Source organism: Acinetobacter sp. IK40, assembly GCF_035615075.1.
Taxonomy (GTDB): Bacteria; Pseudomonadota; Gammaproteobacteria; order Pseudomonadales; family Moraxellaceae; genus Acinetobacter; species Acinetobacter courvalinii.
In genome coordinates this window covers 60755-77534 of sequence record NZ_JANBOE010000006.1, presented here as the reverse complement: position 1 = coordinate 77534, position 16780 = coordinate 60755, and the positions used below count along the sequence as shown (strand labels likewise).

Annotated in this window: 16 protein-coding genes and 2 tRNA genes; 8 read left to right on the top strand and 10 right to left on the bottom strand. The window is 39.1% G+C overall.

Annotated elements, in window-relative coordinates:
* Positions 1-8: 8 nt before the first annotated feature.
* Complete coding sequence (gene uvrB / locus MSG93_RS11905; protein ID WP_005231641.1) at positions 9-2033, bottom strand: excinuclease ABC subunit UvrB; 2025 nt, start codon at positions 2031-2033, stop codon at positions 9-11.
* A gap of 177 nt (positions 2034-2210) precedes the next feature.
* Here uvrB and MSG93_RS11900 point away from each other — a divergent pair, with 177 nt between their 5' ends.
* Positions 2211-3005, top strand: coding sequence for a hypothetical protein (locus MSG93_RS11900; RefSeq protein ID WP_324622001.1), 795 nt, complete (start codon positions 2211-2213; stop codon positions 3003-3005).
* Positions 3006-3042: 37 nt separating this feature from the next.
* Here MSG93_RS11900 and MSG93_RS11895 read toward each other — a convergent pair whose 3' ends face one another.
* Positions 3043-3222, bottom strand: coding sequence for a hypothetical protein (locus MSG93_RS11895; RefSeq protein WP_005231643.1), 180 nt, complete (start codon positions 3220-3222; stop codon positions 3043-3045).
* Positions 3223-3435: 213 nt separating this feature from the next.
* On the opposite strand from MSG93_RS11895, the gene MSG93_RS11890 reads away from it, so the two are divergent.
* Together MSG93_RS11890 and MSG93_RS11885 are read left to right on the top strand one after the other, a co-directional pair.
* Positions 3436-4671: a pyridoxal phosphate-dependent aminotransferase gene (locus tag MSG93_RS11890; RefSeq protein WP_324622000.1), complete on the top strand. Its 1236-nt coding sequence runs from the start codon at positions 3436-3438 to the stop codon at positions 4669-4671.
* A gap of 205 nt (positions 4672-4876) precedes the next feature.
* Positions 4877-6829 carry a molecular chaperone gene (locus MSG93_RS11885; RefSeq protein ID WP_324621999.1) on the top strand — a complete coding sequence of 651 codons (1953 nt, stop codon included), beginning with the start codon at positions 4877-4879 and terminating at the stop codon, positions 6827-6829.
* 49 nt (positions 6830-6878) lie between these two features.
* Here MSG93_RS11885 and MSG93_RS11880 read toward each other — a convergent pair whose 3' ends face one another.
* On the bottom strand, positions 6879-8579 hold the full coding sequence (locus MSG93_RS11880; protein ID WP_324621998.1) for an Hsp70 family protein: 1701 nt from the start codon (positions 8577-8579) through the stop codon (positions 6879-6881).
* Between the two features lie 331 nt (positions 8580-8910).
* On the bottom strand, positions 8911-9324 hold the full coding sequence (locus MSG93_RS11875; RefSeq protein ID WP_324621997.1) for a GFA family protein: 414 nt from the start codon (positions 9322-9324) through the stop codon (positions 8911-8913).
* A gap of 185 nt (positions 9325-9509) precedes the next feature.
* On the opposite strand from MSG93_RS11875, the gene MSG93_RS11870 reads away from it, so the two are divergent.
* The gene (locus MSG93_RS11870; protein WP_324621995.1) at positions 9510-9947 is read left to right on the top strand and encodes a PaaI family thioesterase; all 438 of its coding nucleotides are present in this window, start codon (positions 9510-9512) and stop codon (positions 9945-9947) included.
* A gap of 37 nt (positions 9948-9984) precedes the next feature.
* Here the strand turns inward: MSG93_RS11870 and MSG93_RS11865 are convergent, their stop codons facing one another.
* Entirely contained in the window at positions 9985-10416 is a 432-nt protein-coding gene (locus MSG93_RS11865; RefSeq protein WP_324621994.1) for a hypothetical protein, read from the bottom strand.
* A gap of 236 nt (positions 10417-10652) precedes the next feature.
* Here MSG93_RS11865 and MSG93_RS11860 point away from each other — a divergent pair.
* From MSG93_RS11860 to MSG93_RS11845, 4 genes are all read left to right on the top strand, one after another.
* Positions 10653-10728, top strand: a tRNA-Asn gene (locus tag MSG93_RS11860).
* A gap of 179 nt (positions 10729-10907) precedes the next feature.
* Positions 10908-11216 (top strand): hypothetical protein, encoded by a 309-nt coding sequence (locus MSG93_RS11855; RefSeq protein ID WP_005287919.1) that lies wholly within the window; start codon positions 10908-10910, stop codon positions 11214-11216.
* Positions 11217-11301: 85 nt separating this feature from the next.
* Positions 11302-11377: transfer RNA gene (locus tag MSG93_RS11850), tRNA-Asn, on the top strand.
* Positions 11378-11435: 58 nt separating this feature from the next.
* Positions 11436-11876 carry a DUF2726 domain-containing protein gene (locus tag MSG93_RS11845; protein ID WP_324621992.1) on the top strand — a complete coding sequence of 147 codons (441 nt, stop codon included), beginning with the start codon at positions 11436-11438 and terminating at the stop codon, positions 11874-11876.
* A gap of 19 nt (positions 11877-11895) precedes the next feature.
* Here MSG93_RS11845 and MSG93_RS11840 read toward each other — a convergent pair whose 3' ends face one another.
* The 5 genes from MSG93_RS11840 to glnA form a co-directional block, all read right to left on the bottom strand.
* Positions 11896-12102: a hypothetical protein gene (locus MSG93_RS11840; RefSeq protein ID WP_005287925.1), complete on the bottom strand. Its 207-nt coding sequence runs from the start codon at positions 12100-12102 to the stop codon at positions 11896-11898.
* A 92-nt stretch (positions 12103-12194) separates the two neighbouring features.
* Positions 12195-13457: an alpha/beta hydrolase family protein gene (locus tag MSG93_RS11835; protein WP_324621991.1), complete on the bottom strand. Its 1263-nt coding sequence runs from the start codon at positions 13455-13457 to the stop codon at positions 12195-12197.
* Positions 13458-13567: 110 nt separating this feature from the next.
* Complete coding sequence (gene ubiA, locus MSG93_RS11830) at positions 13568-14449, bottom strand: 4-hydroxybenzoate octaprenyltransferase (protein WP_199973500.1); 882 nt, start codon at positions 14447-14449, stop codon at positions 13568-13570.
* A 14-nt stretch (positions 14450-14463) separates the two neighbouring features.
* Positions 14464-14955: a chorismate--pyruvate lyase family protein gene (locus MSG93_RS11825; RefSeq protein ID WP_005287932.1), complete on the bottom strand. Its 492-nt coding sequence runs from the start codon at positions 14953-14955 to the stop codon at positions 14464-14466.
* Between the two features lie 125 nt (positions 14956-15080).
* Positions 15081-16496: a type I glutamate--ammonia ligase gene (gene glnA / locus MSG93_RS11820; protein ID WP_171062179.1), complete on the bottom strand. Its 1416-nt coding sequence runs from the start codon at positions 16494-16496 to the stop codon at positions 15081-15083.
* Positions 16497-16780: the final 284 nt, after the last annotated feature.

Genomic DNA, 16780 nt, shown 5'->3' with positions numbered 1-16780 from the left:
CTGCGCAATTAAGATTGCAACATGTGTGCTTTTAAACGCACGATTTCATCACGCAATCGTGCTGCCTGCTCAAACTGTAGTTCTTTCGAGGCTTTCAGCATTTCCTTTTCCAGTTTGCTGATATGTTTTGCAAACAGTTTTGGATCAGACAATAAATGCCGTTCATCCGCACTGATCGCTTGCGCCTGCTCAAGTACATTTTCATCAATTTCTTCATCAGTCAGCACTTCACCGGTATCAATTTCCTTAATCGCCTGACGGACTGCACTACGCGGGGTAATGCCATGTGCTTCATTAAACTCGATCTGCTTGTTCCGACGACGTTCGGTTTCATCCATGGCCTTACGCATGGAGTCGGTAATCCGGTCTGCATATAAAATCGCTTTACCCTTCACATTACGTGCAGCACGCCCAATGGTCTGGATCAATGAACGCTCTGAACGCAGGAAACCTTCCTTATCGGCATCCAGAATCGCCACCAGAGAAACTTCGGGCATATCCAGACCTTCACGCAACAAGTTAATCCCGACCAGTACATCATGCACGCCAGTACGTAATTCATGGATAATCTTGACCCGTTCCACCGTATCAATATCCGAATGCAGATAAGCGACTTTAATCCCATACTCTTTGAGATAGGAGGTTAGATCCTCTGCCATACGTTTGGTCAAGGTGGTCACAAGCACACGTTCATTCAGCTGTTTACGAATATTGATCTCGGACAAGACATCATCGACCTGGGTCAACACCGGACGTACTTCAATCTCGGGATCAATCAGCCCCGTCGGACGAACCACCTGCTCCACAATTTGCTCAGATTTTTCCAGTTCATAATGTGCTGGCGTTGCGCTCACAAACACTGTGGTCGGAACGATCCGCTCCCACTCTTCAAATTTCATTGGGCGGTTATCCAAGGCGCTCGGCAAACGGAAACCATAATTGACCAGATTTTCTTTCCGTGAACGGTCACCTTTATACATTGCGCCAATCTGAGGTACCGTCACATGCGACTCATCAATAATCAGCAATGCGTCTTCGGGTACATAATCAAATAAGGTTGGCGGTGCTTCGCCTGCGGTACGACCTGACAAATGGCGTGAATAGTTCTCGATCCCGTTGGTATAACCGAGCTGTTGCATCATTTCCAGATCATAACGGGTCCGCTGTTCGATACGTTGCGCTTCCAGTAATTTGTCGTGATCCTTGAAAAATTTGAGCTGGTCTTTCAATTCATCTTTGATGGTATCAATGGCACGGGTTAAATGGTCTTTTGGCGTAACATAGTGACTTTTTGGATAAATCGTTACCCGCGGAACTTTACGTACCAGTTTTCCTGTCAATGGATCAAACCAGCGAATCGAATCGACCTCATCATCAAATAATTCGACCCGAATTGCATCCTTATCCGATTCGGCAGGGAAAATATCAATAATTTCACCGCGAATACGATATGTACCGCGCAAGAATTCCAGCTCATTGCGGGTATATTGCATTTCCACCAGACGACGAATAATGTCATCGCGACTGACCCGATCACCTTGCACGATATGCAACAGCATTTGCATATAGGCATTTGGATCGCCCAGACCATAAATCGCAGAAACCGAAGCCACGATAATCGCATCACGGCGCTCTAACAAGGCACGTGTCGCAGACAAGCGCATCTGGTCAATGTGATCATTGATCGCCGAATCTTTTTCAATAAAAGTATCTGAGGATGGCACATACGCTTCAGGCTGGTAGTAATCATAGTAACTGACGAAATACTCTACCGCATTGTTCGGAAAGAAGGCCTTGAACTCACCATACAGCTGGGCTGCAAGGGTTTTGTTATGTGCCATCACAATCGTTGGACGTTGGGTTTGGGCAATCACATTGGCCATGGTATAGGTTTTACCTGAACCGGTTACCCCAAGCAGCAACTGATTACGAAAACCCTGGTTAATACCACTGACCAATTTTTCAATGGCCTGAGGTTGATCGCCCGCAGGTTGATAATTGGTGACTAACTCAAAAGGCTGGTTTTCGCTCACAAGCTCATTCCTACACTAAAACTTAATCTCTATTTATGGGGGAAAATGTTATTGATTTAAAGTGTTGCATCGATGATTTTATGAAATCTTTTGTGCCATGCAATTTGGTAGATTTTACTTGACCATCTGCCTAATCAACTGCAACATGAAGTTATACTCGATTCCAATGGTAAAAATATGTCTTACCAATACCACGACGAAACAATTGTAACGGAACTCCCAGAAGATACTGTTTTTGTTTTTGGCAGTAATCTGGCGGGTATACACGATAGCGGCGCCGCCCGCGTTGCAGCACAACACTTTGCAGCAGTCACAGGGGTTGGTCGTGGTTGGGCTGGACAAAGCTTTGCAATACCCACCCTGAATGAACATTTACAACAAATGCCACTCGCCCAGATCGAGCATTATGTCGATGATTTCAAAATCTATGCCAAGAACCATGCAAAAATGAAATACTTTTTGACGGCTTTAGGTTGTGGTATCGCCGGTTATAAAGTCTCTGAAATCGCACCATTATTTAAAGGCATCCATTCCAATGTGATTTTTCCCGAATCATTCCGCCCTTATATTGAAGAAGATGCGGTTTCCCAGTTCCCCAACCTCACCGCAGCCACAGTGCAGGCCTTTATTAATGATGAAGTAATTTTCTACTTCAATCATGGTTATGAATCTTTTGAAGAAGCACTGGGTAAAACCAGTTTAACAGCAGCTGAAAAAGCCATTGCACTGGTGGTTTTAAATGAAGAGCTTTATCCACGTGACCGTTATGGACGTGGCCGTGAACATGAAATCAGCGATATTCTCGGCAAGCTCAACGGCAAGATTTTTAATTTCCATGACAAGTCGGAAGGTGCAATGATTTTTGTCAGTGTGATTATTGCCTTGATGGAGCTTTACGATATTGATGAATATGATTTTATCAAGCTGTGGCGTGGTGAACTAGAAATACAACATCCATTAAATCGCCATTAAAAAACAAAAAAGCCAATCAGATTGATTGGCTTTTCTCTTAACGCTTCCCCATCGAACGGCGTGTGCCGCGTGGTGGCATCCAGGTACGATCTGCGTATTGCTCAGGTTTTGGACGAACCTGATTATGCGCCGCATCCTCAGAATCATCCTGAGCAGATGGCATCGGGAAGGGTAATTTCACTAAAGCTTTTTTTGCTTTAGGTTGCTGGGTACTCATTGAAATTCTCTCGAAATCTAGATTTCTAGCCGCTATTGTAATGGATTTTTATGCATTTGATAAAAATAAAATATGTAAAAAAATAGAAAGCCTGCAAGAACTAAATTTTGGTAACTTTTTATGCGATTAAGGCAAGTTTCGGCCACAATGAAGTCTAATTAGGCTAAGATAAGCTGCTTTTTATTTTTTAATCCCATAAGAAGGAATAATGCCGTGGACGTACGTCTCTCTGATCGTGTCAATGCTATCAAACCGTCCCCTACACTTGCAGTAACCAACAAGGCTGCTGAGTTAAAAGCTGCAGGTAAAAACGTGATTGGTTTAGGCGCAGGCGAACCAGACTTCGATACACCTCAACACATTAAAGATGCTGCCATTGAAGCCATTAATAAAGGTTTCACCAAATATACAGCGGTAGACGGTACTCCAAGCTTAAAAAAAGCAATTATTGCAAAACTTAAACGCGATAATAATCTCGATTATCAAGCCAACCAGATTCTGGTGTCTTGTGGTGGTAAACAAAGTTTCTTTAATCTTGCACTGGCTTTGTTAAACAAAGGCGATGAAGTGATTATTCCTGCGCCGTTCTGGGTCAGCTATCCAGATATGGTGATCATTGCGGAAGGTACGCCTGTCATCGTGAAATGTGGTGAAGAACAACGTTTCAAAATCACCCCAGAACAACTGGAAGCGGCAATTACTCCAAATACACGTTTAGTGGTCTTAAACAGCCCATCGAACCCGACAGGCATGATCTATACCAAAGCTGAACTTGAAGCTTTGGCTGAAGTATTACGTCGTCACCCACAAGTATTCGTTGCATCTGATGACATGTACGAACCAATCCGCTGGGAAGATGAGTTCTACAACATCGCAACGGTTGCCCCAGACTTATATGATCGCACCATCGTTTTAAATGGTGTGTCTAAAGCTTATGCAATGACAGGCTGGCGTATTGGTTATGCAGCGGGCCCTGCAAAAATCATTGGCGCAATGAAAAAAATCCAGTCTCAATCAACGTCTAACCCAACTTCAATTTCACAAGTTGCGGCTGAAGCAGCATTGAATGGTCCACAAGACGTTTTAAAACCGATGATTGAAGCATTCAAACGCCGTCATGACTTAGTCGTAAATGGCTTAAATGAGATCAAAGGTATTTCTTGCTTACCTGCTGATGGTGCGTTTTATGCCTACGCCAACATTCGTCCATTGATTCGTGCCAAAGGTTTAAAATCTTGTACAGAATTCTCTGAATGGTTACTTGAAGAAACTGGTGTTGCCGTAGTTCCTGGTGATGCATTCGGTTTAGGCGGTTTTATGCGTATCTCTTACGCAACTGCGGATGAAGTGCTGGTTAATGCTTTAGCGCGTATCAAAAAAGCAGCTGATTCAATTGAGGGCGTAGACGCTGCCATTGCCTCAATCGAAGCAGAAAAAGCGGCAAAATAAGTTCTGCAATAAAAAAAAGCTTCCAGATGGAAGCTTTTTTTTATTGCTAGATTATCTATTTTTTAAGATTATAAATTTAATGTGAGCTTTTAAAGGATGAGTAATTATTTAAGTTCGTTTGGTCTTACTCTAGTATTAAAACAATAGTAAATGTATTATTCTTTTCATAAATTTTTCTTCATTAAATGTACATTGAGTATAAAAAATGACAGCTTGGCAACGATTAGGAATTGAACCAACAGACAATCATCGAGAAATAAAAAGAGCATATGCCAAACAGCTTAAGTTAATAGATCAAGATAATCAGCCAGAAGAATTTATCCGTCTCAGAGAAGCATTAGAAATTGCCCAATTCGAAGCAGACCATTTAACTAATAATTATGATGATCAAGATTCAGAATCAATATTTGAGTCAATAGAGACAGAATCTGAAAAGAACACTCAGTCCGAAAATTCAAATCAGCCATCTTTTGAACTAAGTTTAAAAAAAATACAGCATCATATTATAACTCAGGACATTTATTTCGATATCCGTCACGAATTAATTCATTTTAAAAATGAACTCAAAGCATTTAATGATATAAATATAGAAAAACAATTCACAAATCAAGCTATTGATATATTAAAAGAAAATGATTTATCTGATTTTCTTTATATTTTCTCAGAAAGTGATATCCATTTTTTAGATTCGTCCAATTATGCTGAAGATGAGAAAACTATATATGCAGCAGACGTTATTGAAACAAGCCAGAACAATGTAAACCCTTTAATTACAGTTCTTGATGAGGTCGTAGAACAACTTTGGAATAAAGATATTAGCGATACAACATTTGAAAAATTTAGTTATCTACTTAATCAACAATTTGATATTCCTCTAAGTCAACAGATTCAGATCAAGGATCAGCTCCAAGCCCCTTTAGCTGAAATTGAAACATCTTATTTACAATCAGAATATTTCAGATTCCTAGAATTATGGCAAGCAACCTATCCTGAAGATATTCATCAATATAACCAGTCCTATTATTCAGCTTTATTACATGAAAAACTAAATAATTATCTTTCTAGACGCCAATTTTTGACAAAACTACCTGTTGAAAAGCTTGAACTTCTGAGAGATCTTTCAGGAGAACAACAGCTTAACTTCTTTAAAATGCTAAAATTAAAAAAAGATTTCAGCAAATTTTCTCCAAATCATTCCGCTTTTGAAATTATTGATAGCTTACAAATTTTCAATACTCAAAATAACATAAATTTGATGTTTATTAAGAGCTTATGTGAAATTAAAAAATTTAATATTATTAATGTATTATTTGCTCTCGTCACTTTCGTGCTTTTTAACTTTTTCATTAACCCTAATAGTCATTTCTTAATCAATTCTTTAATTACTTCTATTCTTAGCTTTATATTTATATTTGTATTACAACCCACTATCAATGCCAAAATCTTAAGCCATTCTAATTATGAAAAAATATTAGCACAATATTTAAAATATTGGTGTTTAAGTGGATTTCTACTTTGTTGTTTTACCCCGGTATTCCCAGAACTTATACATCAACTCCTAAGCTATAGTTGGTTTCTCTGCTCGATTGGATTACTGGGTGTCTTGTTATTAGATGCAACACCATTTATGAATAAAATAGAACAAAGTGCTTTTATACATTTTGATACATGGATGATCAATATTGGCTTAATATCGCTTAGCCTTTTCTTTATTTCCTTCTTTTTTATCATTGGAGAACCTGATCATATTTGGTTAATGGTTTACAGTCTTATTCCAATAAGTTTTTTATTTTTTCCAGAATCATTCCGCCCTCTCTTTCATATTTTTGGATATAACAAAGAAGATTCCAGCATCACCGAGAATCAAGTTATCTATAAAAGTATTGGTATTATTTTTTTTAGATTACTATGGATTTTGGGATTTAGTTATTTTTTACTCAATTCATCATCACAACCTTTCATATATGCAGCTTGTCTAATTTTAGCGAGTATCATAATTACAGGATTTAGTGCTAAACATCTTTCTTCTACACTTAAATATTTAACTTATACTTCTTTATTTATAGGAACCTTATATTCAATTATTATACCAGTTGCTTTGATTTACTTTTTATACCAAAGTTTTCAAGCAAAAAAACTTATTGCCTCCAGCCTATAAAATACCCCCTTGCATTAATTCAATATAGAAGTAATACAAGGGGAATGGCTTAATATTCTTCAAATAAACTTAAATCTTCAATCTCATTGAGAAAAGCCTCAAAATGTTGTTGGGCTTCGCGTATTTGCCTATCATCTTGTTGATTTAGGATATGATTAAAATGCTGGGTGCGATCTCCAATCTGTAAACGAAGATCCCCCGTATATTCACTATATAAACGCTCAGCTCGTAACAATAAGCTCTTATTCATTAATGTATCACGGGGATGTATTTTTAGCTCTTGCAGTTGTTTACGTGCATTTTCAATTTGCTCTGCAGTCATTACGTTTTGATGATTGACAACAACTTTCTGGAGCTTCTCCCCTGTGATTGGAACATCTATGTCAACTTCCAGAATACCATTGGGATTATATGAGAAGCGCACATCAATAGATAAGTAATCATTATTTTGAGGTAATAAAACTTTAAGCTCACCTAAAAAAATATTTTCCTTACACAGACGATGCTCACCCTGATAAATCTTAACGTAAATCTCTCTCTGTCCTTTTTGCATCGCGGTATAAGTATTTACTTTACTGGCAGGGATCACAATATTGCGTTCTAAAATAGGCGAAAACTGCTCATCATTTCCAACTGCGATCCCCAAGCTAAATGGACATACATCTGTCAGCACCACTTCTTTCAAGGATAAATCTTTCGCTTTTAACCCTGCTTGAACGCACGCCCCTCTGACAATTGCCTCATCTGGTTGAATACTAGTTGATGGAAAACGTCCAAACAATTTTGTCACAAGCTTCCTTACAGCAGGAATACGAGTAGCTCCCCCCACCATAATAATTTGGTCAACCTGTTGAGGTAAAACTCTAGCATCTCTCAAAGCACGTTCTAAGGGACGGCGTAAGCGTAGCAATAATGGTTCTGCCCAAGTAGCAAATTGATCTTGAGTAATTTCAAGTGTTGCTTCTTTATCTTTCCATTTAAATGATAACTGTGTTCTTGCTTCTTTACTTAAAACGTGGAGGCTATGTTGTGCTCTTGCTTTTAAAGCTGTTTCTATATCAAATGGAATGGTATTTTCAGTGAAACCAAAAATAGATGCATGCTGTTTCCAAAATTGTTTCATCAACAGTTGAACAAAGTCATCTCCCCCTAGATAATTATCCCCTGCACTCGCCCTGACCTCAGTTATACCGTCAAACAATTCAACGATAGAAACATCAAATGTGCCTCCCCCTAAATCAAAAATTAAGAAGCAACTATCTTCTGTTTGACCTAAACCATATGCTAGTGCTGCGGCAGTAGGTTCATTGATAAGTCGGCTAACTTTTAACCCTGCAAGTGCAGCAGCAGATATCGTTGCTTGTCGTTGAATATCGTTAAAATAAGCTGGAACTGTGATGACTGCTTCTTCAACCTCACATTGCAACGCTTGCTCTACATCCTGTTTAAGCGATTTTAGAATTAACGAAGATAATTCAACTGCTGAAAAGTTTTGTTGGCCTAGTTTTAATTTTTTTGAAGTTCCCATCAGACGTTTAAAACTAGTCAACACTTCCCTTCCACTACCTCTTAACTCTAATGCTGCTTGTCCAATCAGGATTTGTCCCTGATCATCCATTGCAATAGCTGAAGGAGTAATTTTCATCCCATAAGGATTTTCAATAAGTCTTGACTGGCCATTTTCAAAAATACCAACAAGAGAGTTACTGGTTCCAAGATCGATTGCTATAAGAGGTTTAGTCTGTGTCATTTTCTATCAATAATTTAAGGCTATTAGTTTTTAGATGATTTTAATCAATCTCATTAAAATTAGCGAGTTTTAATCTTGTTCTACAATGGCCAACTTAATCTAACGCTATCAGCAAAAAAGTTTAAAATTAAAAAATAAAATTATTATTAAACAATTACATAAATCAAATAAATATAAAGAAGAACAATTCATCTCCTTTATTAGTTATGAATCGTTAATATAAATTAAAAAAGGAATATTAATAAAATAAAATCATTTTAATCCATTAAATTTTATTGAGCTAATTTTCTAGAAAGATAAAAAAATCTCAAAGTATTAAATATTAATGAAATTATTTATCCGAATTAAAGAGTGCAATGACCTCTGCCTCTGTCATCTTCTTGGTCTGATTCTGAAACGTATAAAAATCCGGTTTGCAATCAATATAAATTTCCAGATCCAAATTCAGATCTTGTGGTGGTTCATTCAGAGAAAATGCATTGATATTACAATAGTTCTGATCTTTAGTGCGCCAAAACAAATTTGTTCCACACGCATTACAAAAACCACGCTCTCCCCATGCCGATGAGTTATAGATAGAGAGATAGTCTTGTTTTAAAAATTTTAAACTGCCCTGTTCGACATCAAGCGTCATAATCACGCCACTGGTCTGTCTACGACAAATGGAGCAATGGCAGGCATGCACATCATGATTACTTAATTCAACTTCAAAAGTGGTTTCGCCACATACACATTGTCCGTTCATTATAAATTTACCTTTTATTCAAAATTTTTATAAAGACATTTATAAACATCATAAAACAAAGCATTTCGCGAGTAACTTAGAATTTACAAAATACTCAGCGAATAGATGCGCAATATTGACAGCCTGATCTCTCGAGGCTATGTTATCAACAAGTTCTATTTTAGAACTAAAAAAGGAAATATAAGATGAAACATCCAAAAGAAATGAATGGACTTGAATTTTTAACTGCCATGTGTGAAGGGAAAATTCCACCCGCCAGTATTAGCGAGACCATTCCCATGCAACCCATTGAAGTTGCGGAAGGCTATATCAAATTTGAAGTAGAGGCCGATGAACGACACCTGAATCCTCTCGGAGGTGTGCATGGAGGTTTTGCTGCAACGGTACTGGACTCGGTAACCGGTTGTGCTGTGCATACCCTTTTGGAAGCTGGTGTAGGTTACGGCACCATTGATCTTAATATTAAAATGTGCCGCCCTGTTCCAAGAAATCAGAAGCTCATCGCCACTGGAAATATAATTAATATCAGTAAAAATTTAGGCATTTCCGAAGGCAAAATTGTTGATGCAGAAGGCAAGCTCTATGCACATGCGACTGCAACCTGCATGATTATTCGCCCATAAACCGAAATAAAAGCCAATGGGCTATTTCATCATAGCCCTATGCAATGGCTTTGTTTTGTTTGAACAGCTTTGGTCGAATGCACAAATGGCTAAACACCGCATATTGCCAGATACTTTTAACCTGTACTGTGACCACCTTCTGTTCTGCAACAGACCATGCCAATGCAGTATTTGCGCCTAAAAAGAGTTCGCCACCCAGTTGAAATAAATACAGGGGGGAATCCTGATCAAGAGTTAAGGTATTTTTTTGGGCTAGCAGGTTATTAGCATTCTGAATTTTCCATTTATTACCAAACCATAATTGCAATAAATCACCCAAATACAAGGCCTGTTGCTTAAAAGGAAAGGTATTTAAGAATGCATGTTCCACTGGCGTATAATATTGCGCCGGATCCTGAATGATTTGAAGATAATGGTCTTGATAAAAAGAAAAGTTTGAAAAAATAGATTGAATATTAAGAATAGTCATTTCGACCTCCGGTTTAGCCATTTTAGTGCTGGCAAGTAGGGTTAAATCCACACTGTTTAGATGAATATCTAAACGTTCTTTCTAATTCGAATCTAGCAACAGCCTGATCAAAGTTCAAGTTATTTTTCCTACTTTCGCGTAATTGTGCAAATAAAAAGCATACGACACAAAAATGAAGGAAACATGACATTTTTAGCTTGACCGATTTTAAAAGCTGCCTATAATGGCACTCAGATTCTCCCATAGCTCAGTCGGTAGAGCGACGGACTGTTAATCCGCAGGTCCCTGGTTCGAGCCCAGGTGGGAGAGCCAAGATTCTAAAAGCCCAGATCATTGATCTGGGCTTTTTATTTTTAAGTCTATAAAAAATAATGCTTCATTTGAATTACGGTGAATCTGTTCATTTCATGTTGAATATCGTACAAATTTAAACCACAGTTCTTTTTATCATCTAAAATAAAATTTCATTATTATATTAGGGATAGCAAATAATGAAAAAAATCCTGTTGTGTGCAATATTTTTCTGTAGCCCGGCGATGGCAGCTCAAACCACCTGGTATGCTGGTTCCAGCTACAAAGGTACCGTAACCGTTTCGATTGAGAATGGCCCCAATGTGGTCTGGAAGTGTAATGGAAAGGTATGTAGCATGTCTGGCCCTTGGGGCAATGCTTTATCGGTAGATTCTTGTCAAAGCCTTGTGCTGCGTATTGGCAAGATTAGTTATTATAAAAACTCGGCAGGCGCCAGCTGGGATGCACGCTCTCCTGAACTGGCACAATGTAATCAGGTTGCTCGCTAACCCACAATATTTTTGTTAAGCGATTATTATTCATACTCATTTTACTTGACGGACCTGCATTTAAGCCCTAGAATTCGTTCCAGATTCTCCCATAGCTCAGTCGGTAGAGCGACGGACTGTTAATCCGCAGGTCCCTGGTTCGAGCCCAGGTGGGAGAGCCAAGATTCTAAAAAACCCACTCTTATCGAGTGGGTTTTTTCTTTGTACGCTATTAAATCTATGTTTCAATCGAATCATCTCCTGTTTCTGACTATTGGCTTGATCAGCACAGCTTGGCTGCTTTATAGCTGCCTACGCCCCTTCTTTCCCAAACAGAAATTTTTTGCACGTCCTGTCATTACAAATTTCGAATCACGGATGTTTATTCGTCTGCAACAAGCCTTTCCACAGCATCACATACTTGCTCAGGTGGCCTTTAGTGCCCTGATTACCAGCGATCATTATAAAATTCGCAGTAAGTTCAATCGTAAGGTCACCGACTTTGTGGTTTTAGATCAGGACATGAAAGTACTGGCGATTATTGAACTAGATGACCCGAGCCATATAGGAAAGGAATCCGAAGATAAAAAACGTGATCAGATGTTGCAAGAGGCTGGTTATCAGGTTCAACGTTATACCCAGATCCCATCTGTAAAACAGTTACAGATGGATATTCGATAACAAAATATCTGGAAAGAAATTATTCAGCTTTTTCTGCTTGCTCAGCACTTTTCTGCTGTTCAAACTTTTTGGCGATTTCTGCATGTTGCTGATCATATTTCTTTTTGGTCTGCGCATCACTTTTTGCTGCCAGGAAAGCCATACCTACAATAAAAATAGGGATCAATAATCCTAACCCCATCAATAACCAAGGGACTGATTTTTTTTCAACAGGTTGCTGGCTCATAGCGACTTTAAACTCAAACGACATCAATTTTAAGAATGCAACAATATAACAAAAAAGAGCCTCGATAAAGAGACTCTTTTTCATCCTAATTTTTATTGCGCTGGCATATTTTGCTTAATAAATTGTACCAATTCTCCACTCTCATTTGCTGCAAGAATCGCTCCCGTGTGTGAACCATTGACTATTGGGTTAGTCGCGCTCGGAACAATATCAATTGGGATGATCTTCACATCCGTTCCAGCCTTATACATAGCTTGGTACATTGCATTAGTAATCACATAAGGTACATTCGTATCATACACACCCTGCACGATTAAAATCGGTTTATCCAGCTTCTTGGTTGTTGGTTGACTATAATCAGTTAAGAATTTTTGAATCGTTGCATCATTCTTGAACTCCACCTTATCAATACCATCATACTCCGAAACTTTAGCAGTAGGATTATTCACAATATAGTTTTGAATATCTTGCTTATAAGCCTCTACAATTTGGCCTAAGCATTCAGTTTTTGCCAAAGTGGATATTTCTTTTGCTTTCGCACTTCCAAACATTCGTTGATAGTTGAATGTAGGTTCATAGGAAGTAATCCCGACCCCTGTTAATGCAGCATACGATAACAAAGTTGCATATGTATCGATTGCTGCTGGCTGTGGTAAGGTATCAATCGCCTGAGGAGCCACTTCTAAAATAATTTTATCTAAACTAGATGCTGGAGCGCCTGCAATGGCCCCTTTAAATGTCAGGTCATTATTCGCATATTCAGCAATTCCTAATGAGGCTTGCCCACCTTGTGATTGACCAACAGACATCCATGAACCATGTAATTGATCAGCATAATGTTCTTTTGCCGCTTTAACAGCATACTGTGCAGAACGCGCCTCACTTGGAATATGCAAGTAAGGGTGTTCACCTTCTCCACCTAGTCCTTCATAATCTGGAGCGACAATCACATACCCCTGTTCTAACAAATTTTTTGCAGTATAATTCTTAAAATTAGAATTTAATGGGGTATTCGTCGGAGCACATTTATCCGCCACTCCCAATGTACCATGCGCCCAAACAACCACACGATAGCCATCTTTTGGTTTTGCGATTTTCGGAAAAAATACCAAAGCAGAAGTTTCAACCATTTTGCCAAGTACATTTGGCATTTTATAGTTCATGACTTTGATTGAGCTAGCAGCACTTAAATCAGCCAAGCCTTCCGACTCATAAGTATACGAGCTCTCCGAAACAAAAGATCTATTATCCTGATCAACTTTGTGATTTGAACCTTTATCATCATCATTACATGCGGTTAAAAATAATGCAGAAATTGAGAACGTCATCGCCAATGCAATCTTGGACCGTTTCATAAAATATCCTTTTAGTGTTGGTGTTATTTTTGTGCATGAAACTACATGCCAGCTTATTAAGGCATAAAAAAAGTGCCCTGCATAGGACACTTTTCAACTATACAGTCAGATTAAGCTATTAATTCTAAAAAAATTCCAATAAAGATAATCAACCCGACCCAACGATTGTGACGGAATGCCCAAAAACAGATTTGTGGATCACGATCTTTGGTTTTCATCGCCTGATAAATAAAATCAACGGCAACAATACCCAAGGCAATCAAGCCAAAAGGCAACAAAAGATTTTCGAGATATAAGGCACTGCCAATCAAGATCAGACTCATTAACTGAAGCAGACCGATCATCTGGATATCATAGCGACCAAATAAAATGGCCGTCGATTTCACCCCAATCTTTAGATCATATTCACGATCGGTAATCGCATATTGGGTATCGTAGGCCACTGTCCAGGCCAGATTACCAAAATAAAGCAGCCAGCAAGTTAAATCAGGCGTTTGCCCAACAGCCGTATACGCCATTGGAATTGACCACGAGAATGCTGCACCTAAAAATACTTGCGGTAAATTGGTATAGCGCTTCATAAAAGGATAGATAAACGCTAAGAATAAAGCCCCAAAAGACCAGTAAAATGATTCAATCGGCAGAAAAAATAACAAGGCAGCACTTGCCAGCACCAAAGCCAGAAAAACAAAGACAGCCTCTCTAGCACGGATCACTCCTGTTGCTAAAGGACGCGTTTTGGTTCGCTCCACATGAGCATCTACCTTACGGTCAGCAAAATCATTAATGGCACAGCCAGCGGCACGCATAAAAATGACACCTAAAATCATCACAAGCAGGATTTTAAGGTCAGGAATTCCTTTAGATGCAATCCATAATGCCCACATGGTTGGCCAAAATACCAGCTCTGTGCCAATTGGTTTATCAAAACGACAAAGGTAGTAATAAGCCTCTAAACGTTGTCGCCAAGTCGTATGCTGCACTGTTTCCATGATAATCCTTAGCGTCAATGCTGTTGAATAAACTGTTCAAATGCGGGTAAAAAGGTTTCCTGCACGATAAATTTACAACCATGCCAAGTATAACAACTCTGACGTGTCCACCCCTCGTCAAGATAGATAACGCGTCTTTCACAAGCTGGACTGGTTCTGTGAAACAGGAACCAGCCAATCGGTTTGTTACCAATATGCTGAAATAATCTGGCCTTTTTTTGCAGGCTTAAGATGGGGAAAATACTTTTGGCTTTTACCCAGGCCTGCTCTTCGCTGCCATAAAGATGGGTTTCTCGCACCCATGCCACATGCTGGAGCGGCATTTTCATCCACTGACTATCATTCAAAGTCATTCGCTGATAATGCTCTTTAATCCGTTCAACATGAAATTGACCTTGCCCTAAATCGGTCAATTGTTGGGTCAGTGATCCCGATGCATACAACCATTTTTTTAATACTGCAGGAAGCTCTTTTCCTTTTATTCTGTTTGGTCGTAAATTTCGCATGCTTGGCTCACTAAAAACATCGCGATTAGTTTACATGAATTTCTTACGAAAAAGAGTACGACTTTCAATCGAACCAAAAACATAAAAAAGCTCGCCGAAGCGAGCTTTTCTGAATCAGGGATGTATTACAGGCTGTAGTACATATCAAATTCAACTGGGTGAGTTGTCGTGTTAAGACGACGAACTTCTTCAGTTTTAAGTTCGATATATGCATCAAGCATTTCTTTAGTGAACACGCCACCTTTCAACAGGAACTCATGGTCATTTTGAAGTGCTTCAAGTGCCATATCCAAGCTGTGAGCAACGGTTGGGATTTTTGCTTCTTCTTCAGGAGGAAGGTCATATAAGTTCTTATCAGCAGCTTCACCTGGGTGGATCTTGTTTTGGATACCGTCAAGACCAGCCATTAACAATGCCGCGAAACCTAAGTACGGGTTCATCATTGGATCTGGGAAACGTGCTTCAATACGCTTGCCTTTCGGGCTAGAAACGTAAGGAATACGGATCGAAGCAGAACGGTTACGTGCTGAGTAAGCAAGCATGATTGGTGCTTCGAAATGTGGAACCAAACGCTTATACGAGTTTGTAGAAGGGTTGGTAATTGCATTCAATGCACGAGCGTGCTTGATTACACCACCAATGAAGAATAATGCCATTTCTGATAAACCAGCATATTCATCACCAGCAAACAGGTTCTTGCCATCTTTAGAGATTGACATATGCACGTGCATACCAGAACCGTTATCACCTACCATTGGTTTAGGCATAAAGGTTGCTGTTTTTGCATATTGGTGTGCAACGTTCCAAACTGCATATTTGAACTGTTGTACTTCGTCCGCTTTACGAACTAAAGTGTTGAAGCTTACACCAATTTCTAACTGGCAAGATGCAACTTCGTGGTGATGTACTTCTACACGACCTGGGCCCATGATGTCTTCGATTTTTGCACACATGTCAGCACGCATGTCTTGTGAAGAATCAACAGGAGGAACTGGGAAGTAACCACCTTTCACACGTGGACGGTGACCAGAGTTACCTGCTTCATAATCTTTACCAGTCGACCAAGCCGCTTCTTCAGCGATCAATGTGTGGCGCGCGCCAGACATGTCGATGTCCCATTTCACTTCGTCAAAAACGAAGAATTCTGGTTCTGGGCCAAAGAATGCAGTATCACCGATACCTGTAGATTTTAAGTATTCTTCAGCGCGACGAGCAATTGAACGTGGGTCACGCTCGTAACCTTGACCAGTTGATGGCTCGATAACGTCACAAGTCACAACAACAGTCGGTTCAGCAAAGAACGGGTCAATAAAACCAGTTTCAGCATCTGGACGTAAGATCATGTCCGAAGCTTCAATGCCTTTCCAGCCAGCAATTGAAGAACCATCAAACATTTTACCGTCTTCAAAAGTATCTTCATCAATGGTATCAGCTGGGTAAGTTACGTGCTGCTCTTTACCCTTAGTATCAGTAAAGCGAAAATCGACCCATTTTGCGCCACTTTCTTTGATGAGTTGAAGGACCTTGTTCGCCATGCTCATTTGCTCCAATGAAATTTTTATGCACTTGTTAAGTGCGTGTTAGGTGTTGATGTATAATTAGCAATTATCATACCAACAATTTTAAATCCTACCTAAAATATTGAATTACTTATAAGTAATCATGATTTAGGTTCCTTGACTTGAACGCATTATACTGTTTGCTTATGTAAATGCACCATATTCACACATTTTCAAATTATGGCATATTTAAATAGTTCATTACCGCCCCAAATTGGTGCAAAATTGTTGCACTGATATAACGCACTGCATCAATTTCAAACAGC